The 16,074-nt window shown below is 40.1% G+C and carries 19 protein-coding genes; 16 read left to right on the forward strand and 3 right to left on the reverse strand.

Annotated elements, in window-relative coordinates; translation table 11 throughout:
* Window positions 1-30 precede the first annotated feature (30 nt).
* The 14 genes from G519_RS0118845 (at window position 31) to G519_RS0118925 (ending at window position 10,851) form a co-directional block, all read left to right on the forward strand.
* Window positions 31-321, forward strand: coding sequence for a DUF3892 domain-containing protein (locus G519_RS0118845; RefSeq protein ID WP_029196031.1), 291 nt, complete (start codon window positions 31-33; stop codon window positions 319-321).
* 14 nt (window positions 322-335) lie between these two features.
* Window positions 336-476, forward strand: a complete 141-nt coding sequence (locus G519_RS51310; RefSeq protein WP_164826753.1) for a hypothetical protein — start codon at window positions 336-338, stop codon at window positions 474-476.
* 20 nt (window positions 477-496) lie between these two features.
* A complete protein-coding gene (locus G519_RS0118855) occupies window positions 497-967 on the forward strand; it encodes a hypothetical protein (RefSeq protein WP_029196032.1) in 471 nt (156 codons plus the stop codon).
* Window positions 968-1,320: 353 nt separating this feature from the next.
* Window positions 1,321-1,572 (forward strand): multiubiquitin domain-containing protein, encoded by a 252-nt coding sequence (locus G519_RS0118860; RefSeq protein WP_029196033.1) that lies wholly within the window; start codon window positions 1,321-1,323, stop codon window positions 1,570-1,572.
* Window positions 1,547-2,734 carry a ThiF family adenylyltransferase gene (locus G519_RS0118865; RefSeq protein WP_029196034.1) on the forward strand — a complete coding sequence of 396 codons (1,188 nt, stop codon included), beginning with the start codon at window positions 1,547-1,549 and terminating at the stop codon, window positions 2,732-2,734. Before G519_RS0118860 ends, G519_RS0118865 begins: the two co-directional genes overlap by 26 nt.
* Window positions 2,724-3,125 (forward strand): DUF6527 family protein, encoded by a 402-nt coding sequence (locus G519_RS0118870; protein WP_029196035.1) that lies wholly within the window; start codon window positions 2,724-2,726, stop codon window positions 3,123-3,125. Before G519_RS0118865 ends, G519_RS0118870 begins: the two co-directional genes overlap by 11 nt.
* Window positions 3,126-3,598: 473 nt before the next feature.
* Window positions 3,599-4,195, forward strand: coding sequence for a restriction endonuclease (locus tag G519_RS43625; RefSeq protein WP_036633407.1), 597 nt, complete (start codon window positions 3,599-3,601; stop codon window positions 4,193-4,195).
* A gap of 294 nt (window positions 4,196-4,489) precedes the next feature.
* The gene (locus G519_RS0118880) at window positions 4,490-5,143 is read left to right on the forward strand and encodes a hypothetical protein (protein WP_029196036.1); all 654 of its coding nucleotides are present in this window, start codon (window positions 4,490-4,492) and stop codon (window positions 5,141-5,143) included.
* 464 nt (window positions 5,144-5,607) lie between these two features.
* Entirely contained in the window at window positions 5,608-6,780 is a 1,173-nt protein-coding gene (locus G519_RS0118890; protein ID WP_029196037.1) for a hypothetical protein, read from the forward strand.
* A gap of 345 nt (window positions 6,781-7,125) precedes the next feature.
* The gene (locus tag G519_RS53575; protein WP_036633396.1) at window positions 7,126-7,335 is read left to right on the forward strand and encodes a helix-turn-helix transcriptional regulator; all 210 of its coding nucleotides are present in this window, start codon (window positions 7,126-7,128) and stop codon (window positions 7,333-7,335) included.
* 304 nt (window positions 7,336-7,639) lie between these two features.
* Window positions 7,640-7,897, forward strand: a complete 258-nt coding sequence (locus tag G519_RS0118910) for a hypothetical protein (RefSeq protein WP_029196039.1) — start codon at window positions 7,640-7,642, stop codon at window positions 7,895-7,897.
* Between the two features lie 96 nt (window positions 7,898-7,993).
* Window positions 7,994-8,263 (forward strand): hypothetical protein, encoded by a 270-nt coding sequence (locus G519_RS0118915; RefSeq protein WP_029196040.1) that lies wholly within the window; start codon window positions 7,994-7,996, stop codon window positions 8,261-8,263.
* A 546-nt stretch (window positions 8,264-8,809) separates the two neighbouring features.
* Window positions 8,810-9,547 carry a YecA family protein gene (locus G519_RS0118920; RefSeq protein ID WP_167683253.1) on the forward strand — a complete coding sequence of 246 codons (738 nt, stop codon included), beginning with the start codon at window positions 8,810-8,812 and terminating at the stop codon, window positions 9,545-9,547.
* A 773-nt stretch (window positions 9,548-10,320) separates the two neighbouring features.
* Entirely contained in the window at window positions 10,321-10,851 is a 531-nt protein-coding gene (locus G519_RS0118925) for an IS1096 element passenger TnpR family protein (RefSeq protein WP_029196042.1), read from the forward strand.
* A 1,003-nt stretch (window positions 10,852-11,854) separates the two neighbouring features.
* On the opposite strand, the gene G519_RS53025 is transcribed toward G519_RS0118925, so the two are convergent.
* Both G519_RS53025 and G519_RS0118935 read right to left on the reverse strand, forming a co-directional pair.
* Entirely contained in the window at window positions 11,855-11,980 is a 126-nt protein-coding gene (locus G519_RS53025; RefSeq protein WP_268633522.1) for a hypothetical protein, read from the reverse strand.
* Window positions 11,973-12,956: a hypothetical protein gene (locus G519_RS0118935; protein WP_029196043.1), complete on the reverse strand. Its 984-nt coding sequence runs from the start codon at window positions 12,954-12,956 to the stop codon at window positions 11,973-11,975. Before G519_RS0118935 ends, G519_RS53025 begins: the two co-directional genes overlap by 8 nt.
* A 178-nt stretch (window positions 12,957-13,134) precedes the next feature.
* Between G519_RS0118935 and G519_RS53905 the strand changes: the two genes are divergently transcribed.
* Window positions 13,135-13,386: a DUF7669 domain-containing protein gene (locus tag G519_RS53905; protein ID WP_438861822.1), complete on the forward strand. Its 252-nt coding sequence runs from the start codon at window positions 13,135-13,137 to the stop codon at window positions 13,384-13,386.
* Window positions 13,387-14,468: 1,082 nt separating this feature from the next.
* Window positions 14,469-15,743, forward strand: a complete 1,275-nt coding sequence (locus tag G519_RS43630) for a hypothetical protein (protein ID WP_051253504.1) — start codon at window positions 14,469-14,471, stop codon at window positions 15,741-15,743.
* On the opposite strand, the gene G519_RS51630 is transcribed toward G519_RS43630, so the two are convergent.
* Window positions 15,740-16,074: IS630 family transposase (locus tag G519_RS51630; RefSeq protein ID WP_029196044.1), on the reverse strand; the 335-nt coding region annotated here is incomplete at its 5' end. The two genes, G519_RS43630 and G519_RS51630, sit on opposite strands and share 4 nt — an antisense overlap.

Below are 16,074 nucleotides of genomic sequence, written 5' to 3' on the forward strand. Positions count from 1 at the left end.
CCAAATCATGAAACCAGGGAGGCTGTTTCTATGGCAGCAAGACATCAAATTCTTTGTATAAACAAAAGTGATCGTTACAACTCGCACGAGAGAATAACACATATCGGTGGGCAAAATGCTGATGGTTCTTCATGGCGCATTACACAGCAACAGGCAATCGAGGGAATTGAAAGTGGTAAATGGACCTTTATTGTAAGTAGAGGAGGGCGTACGGTAGACGTTATTGTTGCTTCAAGTCGATATGGCAATAAGTATATTAAAACTGTTGCTGATAGAGAAAATCCTGATAATTTACTTAGTCTATTTGAATGTAAATATTAGTAGGGGGTGATATTATGGCGAAATCTAGTTCTAAGAAAATCAGTAGTTCTTCACTAGCTGCGAAAGCATCCAATGAATTAAGGAGTGCCGCTTCGAGTGCTAAAACAAAGTCATTGGCTGGTTCAGTATTAGCACAGGCTAGAAGCAAACAATAAAAGGTTTGGAGGATGAACATTTGTATAGCATTTTTCAGTCAATATGGGGCTCACTTGAGGTTTTTTATAGCAAGATTGCATACCTTATACTTGTTGTAATAGCAATATTAGTCTCATACATTTCTTTAAAAGGTATATTAACTTTACCGGAACCTAGTACCATTCCTAATACTTACATCGATTATCTTGTGTTTTATCTGCACAATACAAAGGAATATCTAATTGTTATGCTAGAAAGTTGTGTGGCTGTTGGTTCGTTGGTCATGTTAAGTTTGTCGACAATTTATAATGCACTAGAACTTAGTGGAGAGTACGATATGCGTCCATGGATTTCAGTATTAATTATTTCCTTCGGTGTCGTCATTGGAATAGTTAGTTTGTACTTTTTAATGTACTCTTTTATTTTAATTGCTGTTCTTTCCATTACAGGGCTAGCAATAATGTATGGTTCTTCTTCAACTGGCGGGAAGAGGCGGAGAGGGTACAGATAACTCCCGTCTCTACGCCACTTCTATGTACAATGCCAGCAGAACATGGCGGCGGATTGTGGATTTGCACAGCCACTGCTCGCATTTATGAACCCTTGTCCTTACAAAACCACAATGGTTAAAGCGGACAGGGGTCCTTCATGTGAATTTATTAATCTCTTGGTATAATATTCTGATAGTTTGATACTTTTACTAACTTCTGTGCGTATGAAATGTTTAATGTATCTCAAACGTATGTTCGAAAAAAGTATTTACAATTTTCTGATAATAGCGTATGATTACATTAGCACTCATTAGGCTACTTTGCTAACAACTGAAATGAACTACATAAATCAATTCAAGGAGGTAAGAAGTTTATGGTAGAAGACAAAAAGATAATTACAATCATCGTAGAGGCGACGCCTCACGAATGGCCAAAAAGTGAAATTACATATGCTGAGGTAGTCACGCTAGAGGTTCCGAATTACTCACAACATCCAGAGCTCACTTACTCCGTTAAATACAAGAACGGCCACGGTAACAAGCCGGAAGGAATACTTCCTCCCGGGGGATCGGTCAAAGTGAAAGAAGGTATGGTCTTCAGTGTTTCAGAGACTGGTCAATCATAATGATGATATAGCGCGTTTGGTGAGGAATGGTTTTGCTGTCGCCTTTGACAACAACTATCTGGTCATACGAGACATACCATATTTGGACAATCAACGTGAATTGAAGATAGGTGCGATTGTAACCAAGCTCGTATTCGTTGATCAGAATAAAGTTATCCAGGAAGATCATCAGATTTATTTTGCGGGTTCAGTTCCATACAATCTTGACGGGAATCCAATTCCCAACCTTGCTGGTGGTCCCATTTCGCTTGTGTTAAGTGAAGCCAGTAGCGATGTTGTCATAGAACGCTCGTTTTCAAACAAGCCCAATAATACAGGGTTTAGAGATTTCTTTGAAAAGATAGAAAGTTATGTCGCGATAATCTCTGGACCAGCTATCGACCTTCATGGTGCCAATCCATACACGTTTCGTACTGTTGAGCAGGAGGGAACCGATTCTGTATTCAAATTGAGTGATACGCTCACATCCAGAGCGGAGATTGGAGATCTTTCCGCAAAGTTCAAGGATGATGTTATCGCAGTAATTGGTCTCGGGGGAACAGGAGCATACGTTCTCGACTTCCTCGCCAAAACACCAGTTAGAGAAATTCGGACTTTTGATCTAGACCGCTTCTACGTACATAACGCATTCCGTTCTCCGGGAAGGCTTGAGTTGAACGAACTCGGCAAGCTCAAATCAGAAGTTTACAATTCGCGTTACGAGAACTTCCGAAAGGGACTGAATTCAGAGGCAAAGTTTATCGATAAAACAAGTACTACTGAACTTGAAGGTGTGACCTTTGCTTTTGTATGTGTCGATAAAGGAACCTCACGTGCTGGTATTTTTGATCTTCTAATTTCATTGAGGATCCCTTTTATTGACGTGGGTATGGGGCTTAATCGGAAAAATGGGTCTCTAAAAGGAATGCTCCGAACGACCTATTACTCTGCTGCAGACGGACAGAACGTGGTCGAGAAAGGCTTGGCAGAACTTGAGGATACTCCCGAAGACATGTACAGGACTAATGTGCAGATCGGTGAACTAAATGCTTTGAATGCTTGTTTGGCTATTATTCGATTTAAACAGTTGCGTGGATTCTATACGGAGGAAATACCCTACTACCATTTATTGTTTGATATTTCTGACATGAAGATAGTTGGTGCGTCGTCCGATGAAGATTAGATTACAGCATGTTAAATATATGCCCAAAGACTTGGAAAAAGGTGTGCTCTATTTATCGGAGGAATTTGGCACTGCTGCCCATCTGTGTGCTTGTGGTTGTGGTTCAAAGATACGGACTCCCCTAGGACCAACTGAATGGTCTTTAAAAGAGACACCTTTAGGACCGTCACTGTACCCTTCAATCGGAAACTGGCAGCAAGCTTGTAAGTCACACTACTTTATAAAGCAGGGCAACATCATTTGGGCGGGTCAGTGGACACCAGAGGAAGTAGAGGCTGGAAGATACGCAGAGGAGTTGCGGCGAAAAGCTTACTATGACGCACTTGAATCACGTAATTTCGGATTCTGGCGAAAACTTTGGAATTGGCTGAAGAATTTATTTGTCAAATAAAGCTTTTGTGATCAATCATGTTTAGATTGACTTAAGGGTGCGCTTCCTTTCCTACTGTAGAGAAGATCAGTAAGGATACTGAAAGATGAGAAAAGGGGAGATCCTTCTCCGACATCATGCCACCGCCCCAAACAACCTAAGCATCACGCGACGGCGAATTGTGGATTTACCAAGCCACGGCTCGGAAAATCGAACCCTTGTCCATACAAAACCACAACTTAAGGGCTGGAAAGGGGTTAGTCACGGTCTAGTCAGAACCAAGATTTTTGTCGTTAATTGAGTCAGTACCGTTAGTTGTGTCATTGTGACGCTTCTCACGGTACTGGCTCTTTTTGTTACTACAGGTTCGCATAATGACGAAGTAATTGCCGACTGAATCTGCTTTGTTCGACATGCTTCTCTATTTTGTCATAGGAAGTTGTTACCATTTGTTGTAATATATTTATTAGAAATACATCGTGGTGGGGGATGACATGAAAGAGATTATATGGTTTTTTGTTGGAATCATATTGCTTGGAGTGATTTCTGGCCTTATGCAGCCGAGCAAGAAGAGAAAGAGGAGGAGTTCTTCCACAGTTAAGAGCCGATCGAAAAAGGCTGCTTTCGCAAACACTCAAAGATCGTCAAAGACATGCAGGCCTGATGAAATATTGTTAACAATACCTTTGGCCGATCTGAATGGAGCGGAGTTTGAGCGTATTCTTGCTCTGTACTTTAGAGATCAAGGCTACACAGTTCAGGAAGTTGGCGTTGGAGGTAACGACGGTGGAGTAGACCTTGTCATTATAGACAAACGAGGAGAAAAGATTGCTGTACAGGCAAAGTGCTACGCAGATCACAATTTTGTTCCTGTAATGACTGTGCGAGAATTAGTAGGTGCAAAGCGAAATCATGATTGCATTCTTTCCCTTTTGGTGACTACATCTGACTTGACGGCTCCTGCTAAGAAAGAGGCGGAGCAGTTTAAAGTGGACTATTGGCATGGTGGAGTAGTTGAACAGAAACTGAAAGCATGGGGAAAGTGGCAGCCTACGAAGAAACGAACTCCAAGGGCTGTAAGCAAGGCGTAGTAGCCTCTGTTAGCTCAGGGATAAATGGGGGGAGTTATTATTGGGTAGACGGAAGAACAATTACAACCAACTCCAACTCATCTTACGAAAGATTAAAGTTATGATTCGCCCCCAACAAGGTCGAAACCGAGAATATGACGAGTTTTCCAACCGAATATGGCTGTGAGAACCGTTTAAATCGATTTTCTTATAAATTTTAGATCCATTGGAGTTAAAAATTTGAGATATTATCATTTTTATGACCTTTTGGGGTTCTATCAAGTTATAATTCTAGAAAATTTGGGGTGTTATTAAATGAAAGAAAAGATGAAAGAAGTAGGCTATGCACTTGTAAAAGCGGGCATAGGTTCAATACCTGCGGCAGGTGGAGTCCTCTCCGAATTGTTCAGTGTCGCGTTCTCTGATCCAGCGTCAAAGCGAAGGGAACAAGTATTATTAGAGATGGATGCTAGGTTAAAAAAGCTTGAAGAAGAAGGGTATGACATCCAGAAATTAGGGGGAAATGAAGAATTCCTGACGATCACGTTACATGCTTATAATATTGCGATGAGAACTCATCAGGCGGAAAAAAGACTTGCTCTCATGAACGCCATTTCTAATACTCCCAAATTAAGCATTGATGAGAACATCAAACTCATGTATTTAGCATATATTGATGAATTCAATGAATGGCATCTAAGAATACTTTCCTTTCTGAGTGATCCCGCAAAATATTTTGGCGAAAATAGACCAAATTATCACATGGCGGGAAAAGCAACAATTCTTACGCAGGCTTTTCCAGAGTTAGCTGATAAACGAGCCTTTTATGATCAGATCGTTTCGGACCTGCGAAGCAGGAGCTTAATTGTTTATGATTCGCTTCACGTTACGATGTCAGAGCAGGGCTTATGGCAATCTGGTACTTCCGAGTTTGGTAAGCAGTTTCTAAATTACATCTCGGAACGTTAGTGCACCCACTTCCTCCCCAAACATCCGAAGCAAAACGTGACGGCGAATTGTGGATTTGTACAGCCACGGCTCAGTTTTTCGAACCCTTGTCCGTGCAAAACCACAACTCAAAGAGCTGGGAAAGTGGGCGTCACGGTCAAGTCCTAATCAAGAGTTTTGACATTAATTGAGTGATTACCGTCAGTTGCGTTTTAGCGACGCTATTTTCGGTACTCACTCTTTTTTAGTTAATCTGGGGGCTATAAATAAAATTTTAAGAAATCCCCTCGAAAATAAGGAGAAAGTCCTACTTAGTAGGAGGATGGTCACATGATTTCTAGAAAATGGTGCAGGATTATGGCTTTTTATGTAGAATTTCACATTCATAGAAAATGTATCATTTGGGAATGCGTGGTTTGTAAAGTTACGGTGTTTTCTTGCGGTCTTATGAAGCCGGACATTCTTGTGAAATGAGGGAAGAATTAATGAATAACATCCGATTTATTACTCTGGCTATCTTCCTAGTATTAATAGGTTGCACTTCTCAGGAGTACAAGGAAAGCATCAAAGTAGGAAAAGAAGCATTAGGGGTTCAAGAATATGAAAAAGCAATACAAGTTCTTAGTAAAGCCACAGAGCAAGAACCAAATGAAAAAGAGGCAAAGGATCTTCTAGCTCAAGCTAAAGAAGCTCGAATGGAATCAATTAAAGCAAAAGTCACTAACGCAATTAATGAATATGAAGGCCTCTTCAAATCTCAGGAATGGGACAAATCAATACAAACCATAGCAGAAGTACAAAAAGTCGTTATAGAGGATGAAGCTTTAAAGAAAGAGGCTGAGCAACTTGAAAAGCTATTGAAAAACTCAAAAAGTGCAAAAGAAGTCGATACGGGAAAAAAGCTTTTACAAGATAAGAATTTTGATGAGGCCCTCAAACACTTTGAAAATGCTCAAAACTTAGCAGGTTCTGATGAAGCAAAGTCTTTAATCAGTGATACTTTGAAACGGAAAGCTGAAAACGAGGAAGCACAAAAGAAATTAGAGTTTGCTAAGAAGAAAAATGTTTTTAAGTTTGATATCTCTGATGCTGGGAAAAAGACGTCGTATGAACTGTACATATATGCTGAATCAGAGAAGATTAAAATTAATGATTACACATGGGCATGTGCCATGAAAGGGGACAGAATTTATAGTGGAAACTATTCCGCCGCTTTAGTAAAGAAAGGAACAACGGACGTTCACTTTTTTGACCTAGGAGAGCGTCAGTTTAATTATGATGGAAAAGAAGTTTTTATTGTAAAAGGCAACCCTGACTTATTAGCCTTTTCATCGTGCCAAGCCTCTAGTGGAAGCTTGATTAACTACTGGTTTGTTAAAGAAGGTCAGCTCAAAGTTATTAAAAATGAGAAGGGGAACGATGGATTTGGTATTTTTAGAGGGTACATAAAGTCAGCTGGTGAAGGGAGTTACCAATCAGTATCATACACAAATTCAAGTGACGAGGTTTCATGGATATTTGAGAATTGGACCCTTGATCAAAACAAAGAGATTCTAATACATGAAAAAGAACTGACGTTTACAAATCAGCGGTTTACTGAAGGTCAGAAACAATTAAATCGTTTTTACAATGAGAAAGACTACATTGTGGAGAAATAGGCAAGAGAAACATTAGAAAAACCGCCGGTATGGTCAGTTACGTTTAAAGAATGCTTCCTGATTTATCATTAATTGCGTCAGTATCGTTAATTGCGTCATGTGGACGCTTTTGACGGTACTGACGCTTTTTTTGGTTGCTACTGGGGACAGTGCGACCATGAAAATGGGAGATCCGTCTATCCAAATATCCTCTTACACGAATTCATTTATTAATTTTGTGGTTTTCTACATTCTGTTATAAAACTCTAGTCGACAACTTTACTTTGCAAAGAATAATTTGCCAAGAATACTTGTCATCAATTGGACAAGTATGGTATGCTTACAACAAGTAAGGGGTGGTAATTGTTGGAACCCAAGTATGTATCGAAACTCGCTGAGGCGAGGGCAAATGTAGGGTTGTCACAGGAAGAACTAGCGCGTCGCGCTAACGTGAGTAGAGAAACTATTCGAAACATCGAGAATGGGTCCTCTGTTCCAAATGTTCTTCTTGCTCTTTTAATCGCTGGGCTTGTCGGATGGATAGTTTCAGATTTATTCAAGAATAAGGAGGGATGAGACATGGGGAAAGTCGTGAAGGCAGCGGGGCTAGTGTTAGGGATTATAGTAGCTGTACAAACGATTGCTTCGAGCGTGAAGCAATTGAAAAGGATGTAGTTCTGAGAATACATATTTTGGGTCAGGGAGAGAAATAATGAGTAGGAAAACAAGAAGCGACTGCACGGTGGGAACCTTTGAGAAAAAGCATGGTTTACCCCCAGGGACCATTAGAAATACTGATGGTAGAGATACTCGTAGTGACAAACTTATCGGTACAATTAGAAAAGAAGCAGAGAAAAAATAGTTCCTGGAGGTTGAGAGAATGGATAGGTATAGCAGGGAAAAGTTCCGCAATGATGGAATGCCTAAAAGGCTGTCTCCTACTGCTGGACTCTTACAAGAAGTCGGGGATTTGGGTGGAGTTGATAATCTTAAGAAAAACTATGTAACGGAAGGTGCGCTAATAGTTGCCTCTAAAGTCAACGTTCAACTTGAAACTCTTACGAATGAAGTAACTGACCTTCGTAGGGATTTGGATCTGAAGCCCAATATAAAACTGGTGAAGAAATCCAGCCGCTAAACTAAAGATACTGTCTGGCTTATGATATGCTTATCTCGAAATTTATAGGAAATTATGAGATATTTCATTATCATAACAGCCGAAGGGGGAACAATTATGTTTCAAAATCAATTGCAATATGAGGAATCGCAAGAGATTAAACTGATATGCTTGGAGGAAATATACCAACTTGCAATTCAAGAGAATCCAGATGTATTTCCGGAGTTAGAAGCTATTATGCGAAGCCACGTATGCTTAATGCCTTCAGATTGGGATAATTATCTCGATATTACAGAGAAGGATATCTTAGACTATCTATACAAATACCAACTATCATTTGTTTCTAGAGGTGAAGCTGTAAATAAACCAGTTGTAGAGGTTTGGTAGTAAAAACTGTTTAGTTTTAATGCTTGTGAACATTCCTGAGCCTTTGATGATGCTTGAAATCAGTGTATTCTTAGGCCACCGCCCCAAACATCCTAAGCATCACGCGACGGCGAATTGTGGATTTGTACTGCCACGGCTCAGTTACTTGAACCCTTGTCCGGATAAAACCACAACTTTTTATTTAGGACAGGGGTTCGACATGGATGTGTTATGTGTACTTTGAGTAATAAGAATTTAGACCTGACCTGAAAGAATTTTCCAGTCGGGTTATTTTTTTATGTTATATTGATAGTAAATGTTTTTGCTGGGGTGAGTGGGTATGCGACGGGAAGAAGTACGAGAAAAATTTCCCGATGAGTGGGTTGTATTCGAAGCCCAGCATAGACTTTACGAACCAATCACCCAAAATGACTGAGTCAAATGGAACGATGCTATTATGCGTTTGCTCTTTCTCTTGCTTGTAAAGCTCCTGCGCACACAAGCGAAGAAGTGCTGGTAGAAAAGTCACTATAATTTATATGATTAAATAATGAACTCGCTTATGAAATGAAAGGTAAAGAAAATATGTTGAATGTAAAACCCAAATCCCTGCATGTGATAGGGAGAAACGATTCATGCTTTTGCGGAAGCGGATTGAAATATAAGAAATGCTGCATGAATAAGTCAGAGAACGAACGAAGGCACATTTTCGAGGATATCAATAACCCAGTGGTGAATGAGTGGTTATTCTATTACTATCCTATAAGTCAATTCTCAGCTGCCATGCTAATGCACGCAAGATTGGTGACGCCCGAGTTAACCCAAATTGCCTCAAATCTAACAAGGTCAATCACAAGTAGGGGTGAAGAAGAGGCAAAACAAATACGTATGGAACAGAATCCAATCCAACTATTGCAAATGCTGGGTAGAGGCTTGGATAATATTAATTATGATTTACTCATTTCCCGTCTGAGTGAATACGAGGCTCAGGTTACGCCTGCATTAATAGAGAAGTTATGGAACACGGAAGATGATGTTCTGATTGAACAAGGTATTCAGTATCTTCATCAATGCTCTGAGTTTCCTCTTCATGAGATTGAAAAGCTGGCGACAGAAGCGCCAAACCCATATATACGTTCTGTTTTATGTTTGCTACTCGGATTTAAAGGTCCGGAAACGGTGTTGCCAATTATTTGGAGACAATTTCACTCTCTTAGATCACATTATCCTTTGGAGAATTACAAGGAGTGGCCACTGTATGGTTTGGATGAATACGGTCGGAGGTTTGGCTTGTTGAAAAGTTGAAAAAAGTGCAAGAGTTATTTACCATCCTATTGCTAAGCCACGGCTCAGTTTCTAGAACCCTTGTCCCTTTAAAACCACAATTGCGTATCTGGAAAGGGGTTCAATATGGTTTTTCGGAAAGGGGTTCGCAACGCTCCAAGTCCAAACCTAGCGTTTTACCATTAATAGCGTCAGTACTGTCAGTTGCGCCATAGTGACGCTTTTGACGGTACTGACGCTATTTTGGTTGTTGCGGGTCAGATCTAGGAGGACTCCTAAGAAGAGCCCCCGTTTTCTTAGTGCAATATAATTTGCGACAAAAAGATGAGTCCAATCAATGTTGTTGGGTATGTTTAAAGAATAACTATCCACAGGTTTATACACAATGCACACAATCGCCAAAGCTTTGTTGTGCATAACTTTCTGTGAGGATATAAACATATCCACAACATTTGATATTCACAAAGATTTCAGGGTAAAATTGGACGTGTATCTGGAATTTATACGACGCGGCGAAATGATTTGCTTGACCACTGCTCGGTTTATCGAACCCGTGTCAATGCAAAACACAACTCAAGGGGCTGGACAGGGGTTCGTCACGGTCTAGTCCAAACCAAGCGTCTTGCCATTAATTGCGTCAGTACCGTCAGTTGCATCATAGTGACGCTTAGGACGGTACTGTAGCTTTCGTTGGAATGTGGCAATGCTAGATCTACTTTACGTTAACTAATATATCTACAAAGGATATTCAAAGACAAAAATCTTAAGAATTTATTCGCAATGGGAGAGCACTTATGAACAAGGTTTATAAATTCAAGGTTACCTTGAAATCAAGGGCATTTTGGAGGATTATTGAAATTTTAGATAATCAAACGCTCGGAGACTTAGACCAACTGATCAGAGAGACATTCAATTATGATCGTCATGATCATTTAAGCGCGTTTTATAAAGGTAAGATTTGGAGTGCTCAAAGCTATGGTGATATAGAACCCGGTGGAGGAGGAGAAGGCTCAAGAGTAAAGATAAATAATCTTGGAGTAAAAACTGGTGATCAACTAATATATGTATATGATTTTGGAACTAGCGTAATCAGTACTGTTGAATTACTGGAAATTAAAGAAATCGAACCTTATGTATCCTACCCAAGGATTGAATCGAAGAATAAGAAACGCAATAAATATTGTGATCGGTGTAAATTGCAAGGGAAAATGACTATTGCAAGGCAAGTAGCGTTTTATGAAGAAGAATTTTTTCAAGAATATTTGTGTGACAATTGTGTGAATGATTTGCCGGAAGATGCGGATATAGACGAGATAATGAATTAATTTCAATAAGATCCTGTATGTGATTCAAAGAAGGCAGATGCACGGAGTCTCGTCGAGCAGAAGCTGAAAGCTGGGGGAAGTGTCGAGTTAAAAGAGGAGAAAGACAAAGGGTATGATTAGTGCGAATGCCGTTCCCAAGTGGCCTCAGGTACCGCTGTTGTCTGCGTTTGCGGGGCACTGATGGTTCAATGGAAGGGTAAGGAAGGCAAGGCATTTTGGGGTTACAGCAAATTTCCGGCCTGCGGGCACACCAAATCGGTATAAAGTGCTTGGTATATATGCCAGTTTCTTAAGGTATAATATGGGCAATTGATTTCAGGGGGGGACTTTTTGTTCGTACTGCGAATCGTTACCTTTGTGGCTTTAGCGGTAGTGCCTTCTTTTACTACATTAAATATCTCATGTGGAAAGGTACACGATTGTAGAGTATTGCTCCCCCAGAAATTACGCAACCTCTCCAAACATCCTAAGCATCACGCGGCGGCGAATTGTGGATTTATACAGCCACGGCTCACCTCCATACAAATACAAAAGACACCCTGTGGGGTGTTTTTTGTATTTGCGTGGTGAAGTTAGGGAGTTGAACCCCTCCAGGGTTCGCCCGCGCGGACTGGAGCGTAAGCGGAGGGAGCACGGCATTGAAATGTACCGCTAAGGTTGTCATCGTTGGTTAGGCTTCGTTAGACAATTAAATAGACATTTCAATACTCCCCTCACCTTCATATGAATTGTGAGAGAGCACGCTTTTGGGCTCTCTCTTTTTCATTCTATAGGCGGTCTCGTATTACAAATGTGCTGTATCAAGCTATTTTGGTTACTATGACGATGAATCCGAGCAAGTCTCTCATGCTATACATACTCAGAGTTTAAAAGCACCATGTATTAATATAATTAGAGTCTTTGTATCGGTATTAGAAATTAGTGTCCATAGATATTCTGAAATCCCTACGAAAAAAGCACCTTCCTCTTTGCGGGATAGGTGCTCTGTGCGGTTTCTGATACATCAGTTCTTAACTTTCTTAATGGCGTGGTTGATTCCTATTACTGCAAATCCGATGATAAGTAAGATAAACCAAGCAGGGGCAGAGAAAGCTTTTCCGCCGCCAAGTGCGATTCCGATGTTACCCATTGAGTGTCACCTCCTCTCCCGAAGTATCAGTGAGTAGAGAAGGTATTGCGGCAATTAATTGGTTCCAGCTTTTTCTATTTTCTGAAGTGGATAAGAACTTCAGAAGCTGCTGACGGAAACCGCCGCTGATCAAGATCAAGGTAACGAACCTGTAGAACCATGGTCGGTCGGAGAAGACCTTGATATGAAAATCCTCTTCTAGCTTCTTTACGAATCCGCCGATGAGTGGGACGTCGTAGAAGTCCCCGTAATTTCCTACCAAGTCTGACCAATACTGCTTTAGCAATGCTATAAGCTCATAGGTTTCTTGGTAGTCCTCCTCTTCGGATCGTTTGACGGCATCCCGCCATGTCTTCATTTGGAGCCAGTTATTTGCATGAACCAGAATGGAATCATCCATGAATGCTGACTCAATATTGGTTCCTTGGTTAAAAGAGTGGAACACATCCTGGGAGATGGTTCCATTGTTGAATAAACCAGAGATGAGCTTACTCACGAGAATGTATCTCTTGGCTTTTTCCTGGGCTTCCATCTTTTGAACTTCACGTGATTGGCTGGTGGGCCGTCCAATTGCTTTAGGTGCTTTGTCTGCTTCGTCGGCAGCGATGTCATCAATGATTTCTCTATAATCAGGATTGGCTGTGTAGTCGGCGATGTCCTTGAAATTACTCATAATGCTCGTATGGAATTCGATGATTCTAGCTTTAAGCTTGTACCATTGGATGGGGAAGCCTTTCCAGTACAAGATGAATATGTAGTCCTTCTGATGCTTAAACATCCTGCTGGATTTAAGCGTATCAATCAGCTCAATTGCTTCCATACTCCGTACATGGTATTGGGTTTTTACTCCGCGAACATAGCCTTGTCCAGTCTTATCACTGACGATCAAACCATATTCAAAATAACGTTCAAATATATTCTCGCTAATTACTATCTCCATTGCCTGGGCTTGTTTGAGTATTTCTGCTTTTAACATTGCTCTCACCTCTTGAACCGATTGTAGCCTGTCCAAAAATTGAAAACAATGGATGGTCAATGCGGAAATGAATTCGTGAACTCTACTGACACACAACAATCAAACACAATAGCCACTTACTATTCTTAAGAAGGCAGTTCATGATACGATAGGGAAAATAATACAGGGGTGATGCAGATTGAGTAAGGGGAGTTGTAGGGATGCGTTATTTCTGGCAACAAGATCAATTATAAAAGCCAAGGGTGATAATAGATTTACACCTAAGGAAGTGATTGAGCACATGAAGAGTAACAATACGATCTACGCAGAATCGACGATCAGGACACATATCGTTTCCAGATGTTGTATTAACGTTAAGCGGCACCACGCAATTGTTTATAATGATTACGAGCGGATTGGAGATGGTTACTACAAGGTGCTTTGCCCTTGAGTTGAACATGATTTGAACGATCTTAGAGGTTCGATAATAAGCAAGCTCGTCAAGACCGCGAACTGTTCATTCAACCTTGTACGAGCTGTTGTTATTCCACAATTATTCAATCTTTGGCTGGAAAGCCAAGGGAAAGCTTAAACTGAGTGACGGGGTACAGGGGTCGGAAATCCCTGCGGTCTCCCAGGGTTGGAGGCAAGACATTTGCATGGCGCTGATACGTTATATCAAACCTTATTGAATTATAAGGGATTGAAGGGTGTATTCAAGACGGAGATTTTTTTGAGATATTCAGGTAGGAAGAGATCAGTTTGAACACACTCGAAGTGCCAAATAAGAGGAGCTCGGTGTATTCAAGATGAAGCTCCATTTGATTGCATTTGATTGCATTTGATTGCATAGGCGAAAAAGATAATGCTTTTACTTAGCATCCCAAAGGGGATGTTTTTCTTTTGAGAGAAGATTCACATTAAAGGAAGGATAAGGAATTTCGATGACGAATAATGTAAATAACATAGTTCAAAAGTCATGGGGGGGTACCTAGTCATGACGGAGAGTACAAGAGCTTAAAGAATAGCATTGGCGGATGCCTATAAAGATCTGCTACAAGTCGTGAAGGCGAAGTCTAACAATTCCGTTGCTTCCAAGTAATTCATTTTTACAGAAGAAAGGTAAAATTTTTCGTGAAAATAAAACAAAATTCCCAGTACATCTATATTACCAAGACAATGAGCTCATAATCACCACTCCAAAAAGTAACTCACCAGAGTTTACTATATGGAAGCATAAAGATGAAGTAATCCTAATGCGTTATTTAGCAGATGTGGCTATTTATGAATTGGTGGAAGTGAAAGAAACACGATTGCATCCTGATATTAATCGTCACTATTTAGGATATAGAAGAAGGGGAGGCCTAGAAAGAACCTAGATCTGTTGATAGGGAGGCTTAAGTGGTGACAAAGAGTAAGCACCCGAGTTGACAATAAAAATAACTTTCTATGAAAAAAGCGATATTTAGGCGTAGCTAAGTTGCATATATGGCCACAGGGATGAAACAGGATAAAATGCGGAGGTTGTAAGTTATGTTGAATTTACTTTCAAGTTATCTTAGGTTGGGTAACAAGCTAGATAAACTAGAGGTCTTTGATCCTATATTAGACTTGGATTCTAATTATTTTATTAACATTAAAAGGTTAAAGGTTACTGAGACCCCTGAATTTGTTGGAGCCTATGAGAAAGTAAACATGAGATTTGAACAAATAGGTCGATTATTAGGAGTGTCAACGAAGCCAAACGATAAGATGTACAGAACGGCAATAAGTATGTTTAATTTCCCTGAAGTTAATGGTATTTGTCTCGGATATTCAAATAGTAAAACAGGATCGGGTATGGGAGGGAAACTACGAGATCAAATTATAGGTGATGCAAAACAAATAATTGATGCTGGGGTTAGTGACCCAGAGATATTTCACCTTGTAGGGTTGTTTGAACGTGGTGTAGGTCCTGACCGTTTGAGTGACATGATAGCTTGTATTATTAAAGAAGAGATCGTGGCATACACTCTTAGAATCAATAAAGAGTTACAGATAACAAAGAAGCGATATCCGAAATGTGAGTTCAAAGATGATTTGTTGGTGAATCCATATAAAGGGGAGCCTTTATTATTATTGCCGACAGATATTTTGCATGAACTGCCAATCGCTAGGGACTGGGAAGATATTGATAGAGTTTGTTCAGAGATCGAAGCAATACGTAATGAGGTTAATGTAACCATTGGGAAACGTTGGGGCAAGCTTGCAGTAGGGATGAAGAAAGATTTTATGAGAGATCTTTTTATTAAGACTCCCAATATACTATCTGAAATAATTGAGCGGTATCGTATAGCATCAATTGATAAATATGACTTTGAAACTGATAGTAGAGGGGATTATCTGGCTGCAAAAATTGCTAACAGCTTGCCCGAGGAATTCCCCATTGAATTAAAAGCAAAGGATGTTTCTTCTTATAGAGTTGCCAAAAGTATTTGTAACAAATTCAAAGACTTGGTAGAGAACAATAAAGTAAATGAACTTCTATATGCAGATGGTAAACCAAGAAATGAGAAGATAGTTCAACGAGCATTCTTCTGCGTTGCTGATAGCTACTGCAATGCTTTCAATATTGGAATTAGTGCTGAAACTGATAGCGGTAGAGGGCCAGTTGACTTTAAGTTCGAAACTAGTTACGAAGATAGAACATTGGTTGAAATCAAACTAACCTCGAGTTCCAATTTAGTTCATGGTATGGAGACGCAGATTCAAGAGTATGCAAAAGCAGAAAAAACCAGAAAACTTATTTATCTATATAAGTTGAACTAAAATTGTTCAGGGAAATGATCGCTTTCCAAGCGAAGACAGAGACGATCAATGACCGTTTGAGCATTGAGAGCTATGTTTTCCATAAATCCAGCAACTTTCTTGCGGATCTCGGTGACGGAATGAAAAAACACGTTATTAATGACATCAGACTTCAACCATTTCCAAAGTCCTTCGACCAAGTTCAACTCTGGACTATAAGGAGGTAAGAATACGAGTTCAAGACGCTCGCTATGGTCCTCCAAAAAAGGTTGGAGCAACTTGGCATGATGAATACGGGCATTATCAAGCACAATCACAATCTTTCCTTGAGGGTAGACTTCAACAACCATTT

The sequence above is a fragment of the Paenibacillus alginolyticus DSM 5050 = NBRC 15375 genome (assembly GCF_000422905.1).
Taxonomy (GTDB): Bacteria; Bacillota; Bacilli; order Paenibacillales; family NBRC-103111; genus Paenibacillus_E; species Paenibacillus_E alginolyticus.

What these genes read in the sequence shown, in the direction of transcription:
- G519_RS0118845 (WP_029196031.1), top strand. Translation starts at nt 31, where the DNA reads ATGGCAGCAAGACATCAAATTCTTTGTATAAACAAAAGTGATCGTTAC.
- G519_RS51310 (WP_164826753.1), top strand. Translation starts at nt 336, where the DNA reads ATGGCGAAATCTAGTTCTAAGAAAATCAGTAGTTCTTCACTAGCTGCG.
- G519_RS0118860 (WP_029196033.1), top strand. Translation starts at nt 1,321, where the DNA reads ATGGTAGAAGACAAAAAGATAATTACAATCATCGTAGAGGCGACGCCT.
- G519_RS0118870 (WP_029196035.1), top strand. Translation starts at nt 2,724, where the DNA reads ATGAAGATTAGATTACAGCATGTTAAATATATGCCCAAAGACTTGGAA.
- G519_RS43625 (WP_036633407.1), top strand. Translation starts at nt 3,599, where the DNA reads ATGAAAGAGATTATATGGTTTTTTGTTGGAATCATATTGCTTGGAGTG.
- G519_RS0118880 (WP_029196036.1), top strand. Translation starts at nt 4,490, where the DNA reads ATGAAAGAAAAGATGAAAGAAGTAGGCTATGCACTTGTAAAAGCGGGC.
- G519_RS0118890 (WP_029196037.1), top strand. Translation starts at nt 5,608, where the DNA reads ATGAATAACATCCGATTTATTACTCTGGCTATCTTCCTAGTATTAATA.
- G519_RS0118910 (WP_029196039.1), top strand. Translation starts at nt 7,640, where the DNA reads ATGGATAGGTATAGCAGGGAAAAGTTCCGCAATGATGGAATGCCTAAA.
- G519_RS0118915 (WP_029196040.1), top strand. Translation starts at nt 7,994, where the DNA reads ATGTTTCAAAATCAATTGCAATATGAGGAATCGCAAGAGATTAAACTG.
- G519_RS0118920 (WP_167683253.1), top strand. Translation starts at nt 8,810, where the DNA reads ATGAAAGGTAAAGAAAATATGTTGAATGTAAAACCCAAATCCCTGCAT.
- G519_RS0118925 (WP_029196042.1), top strand. Translation starts at nt 10,321, where the DNA reads ATGAACAAGGTTTATAAATTCAAGGTTACCTTGAAATCAAGGGCATTT.
- G519_RS53025 (WP_268633522.1), bottom strand. Translation starts at nt 11,980, where the DNA reads ATGGGTAACATCGGAATCGCACTTGGCGGCGGAAAAGCTTTCTCTGCC.
- G519_RS0118935 (WP_029196043.1), bottom strand. Translation starts at nt 12,956, where the DNA reads ATGTTAAAAGCAGAAATACTCAAACAAGCCCAGGCAATGGAGATAGTA.
- G519_RS43630 (WP_051253504.1), top strand. Translation starts at nt 14,469, where the DNA reads ATGTTGAATTTACTTTCAAGTTATCTTAGGTTGGGTAACAAGCTAGAT.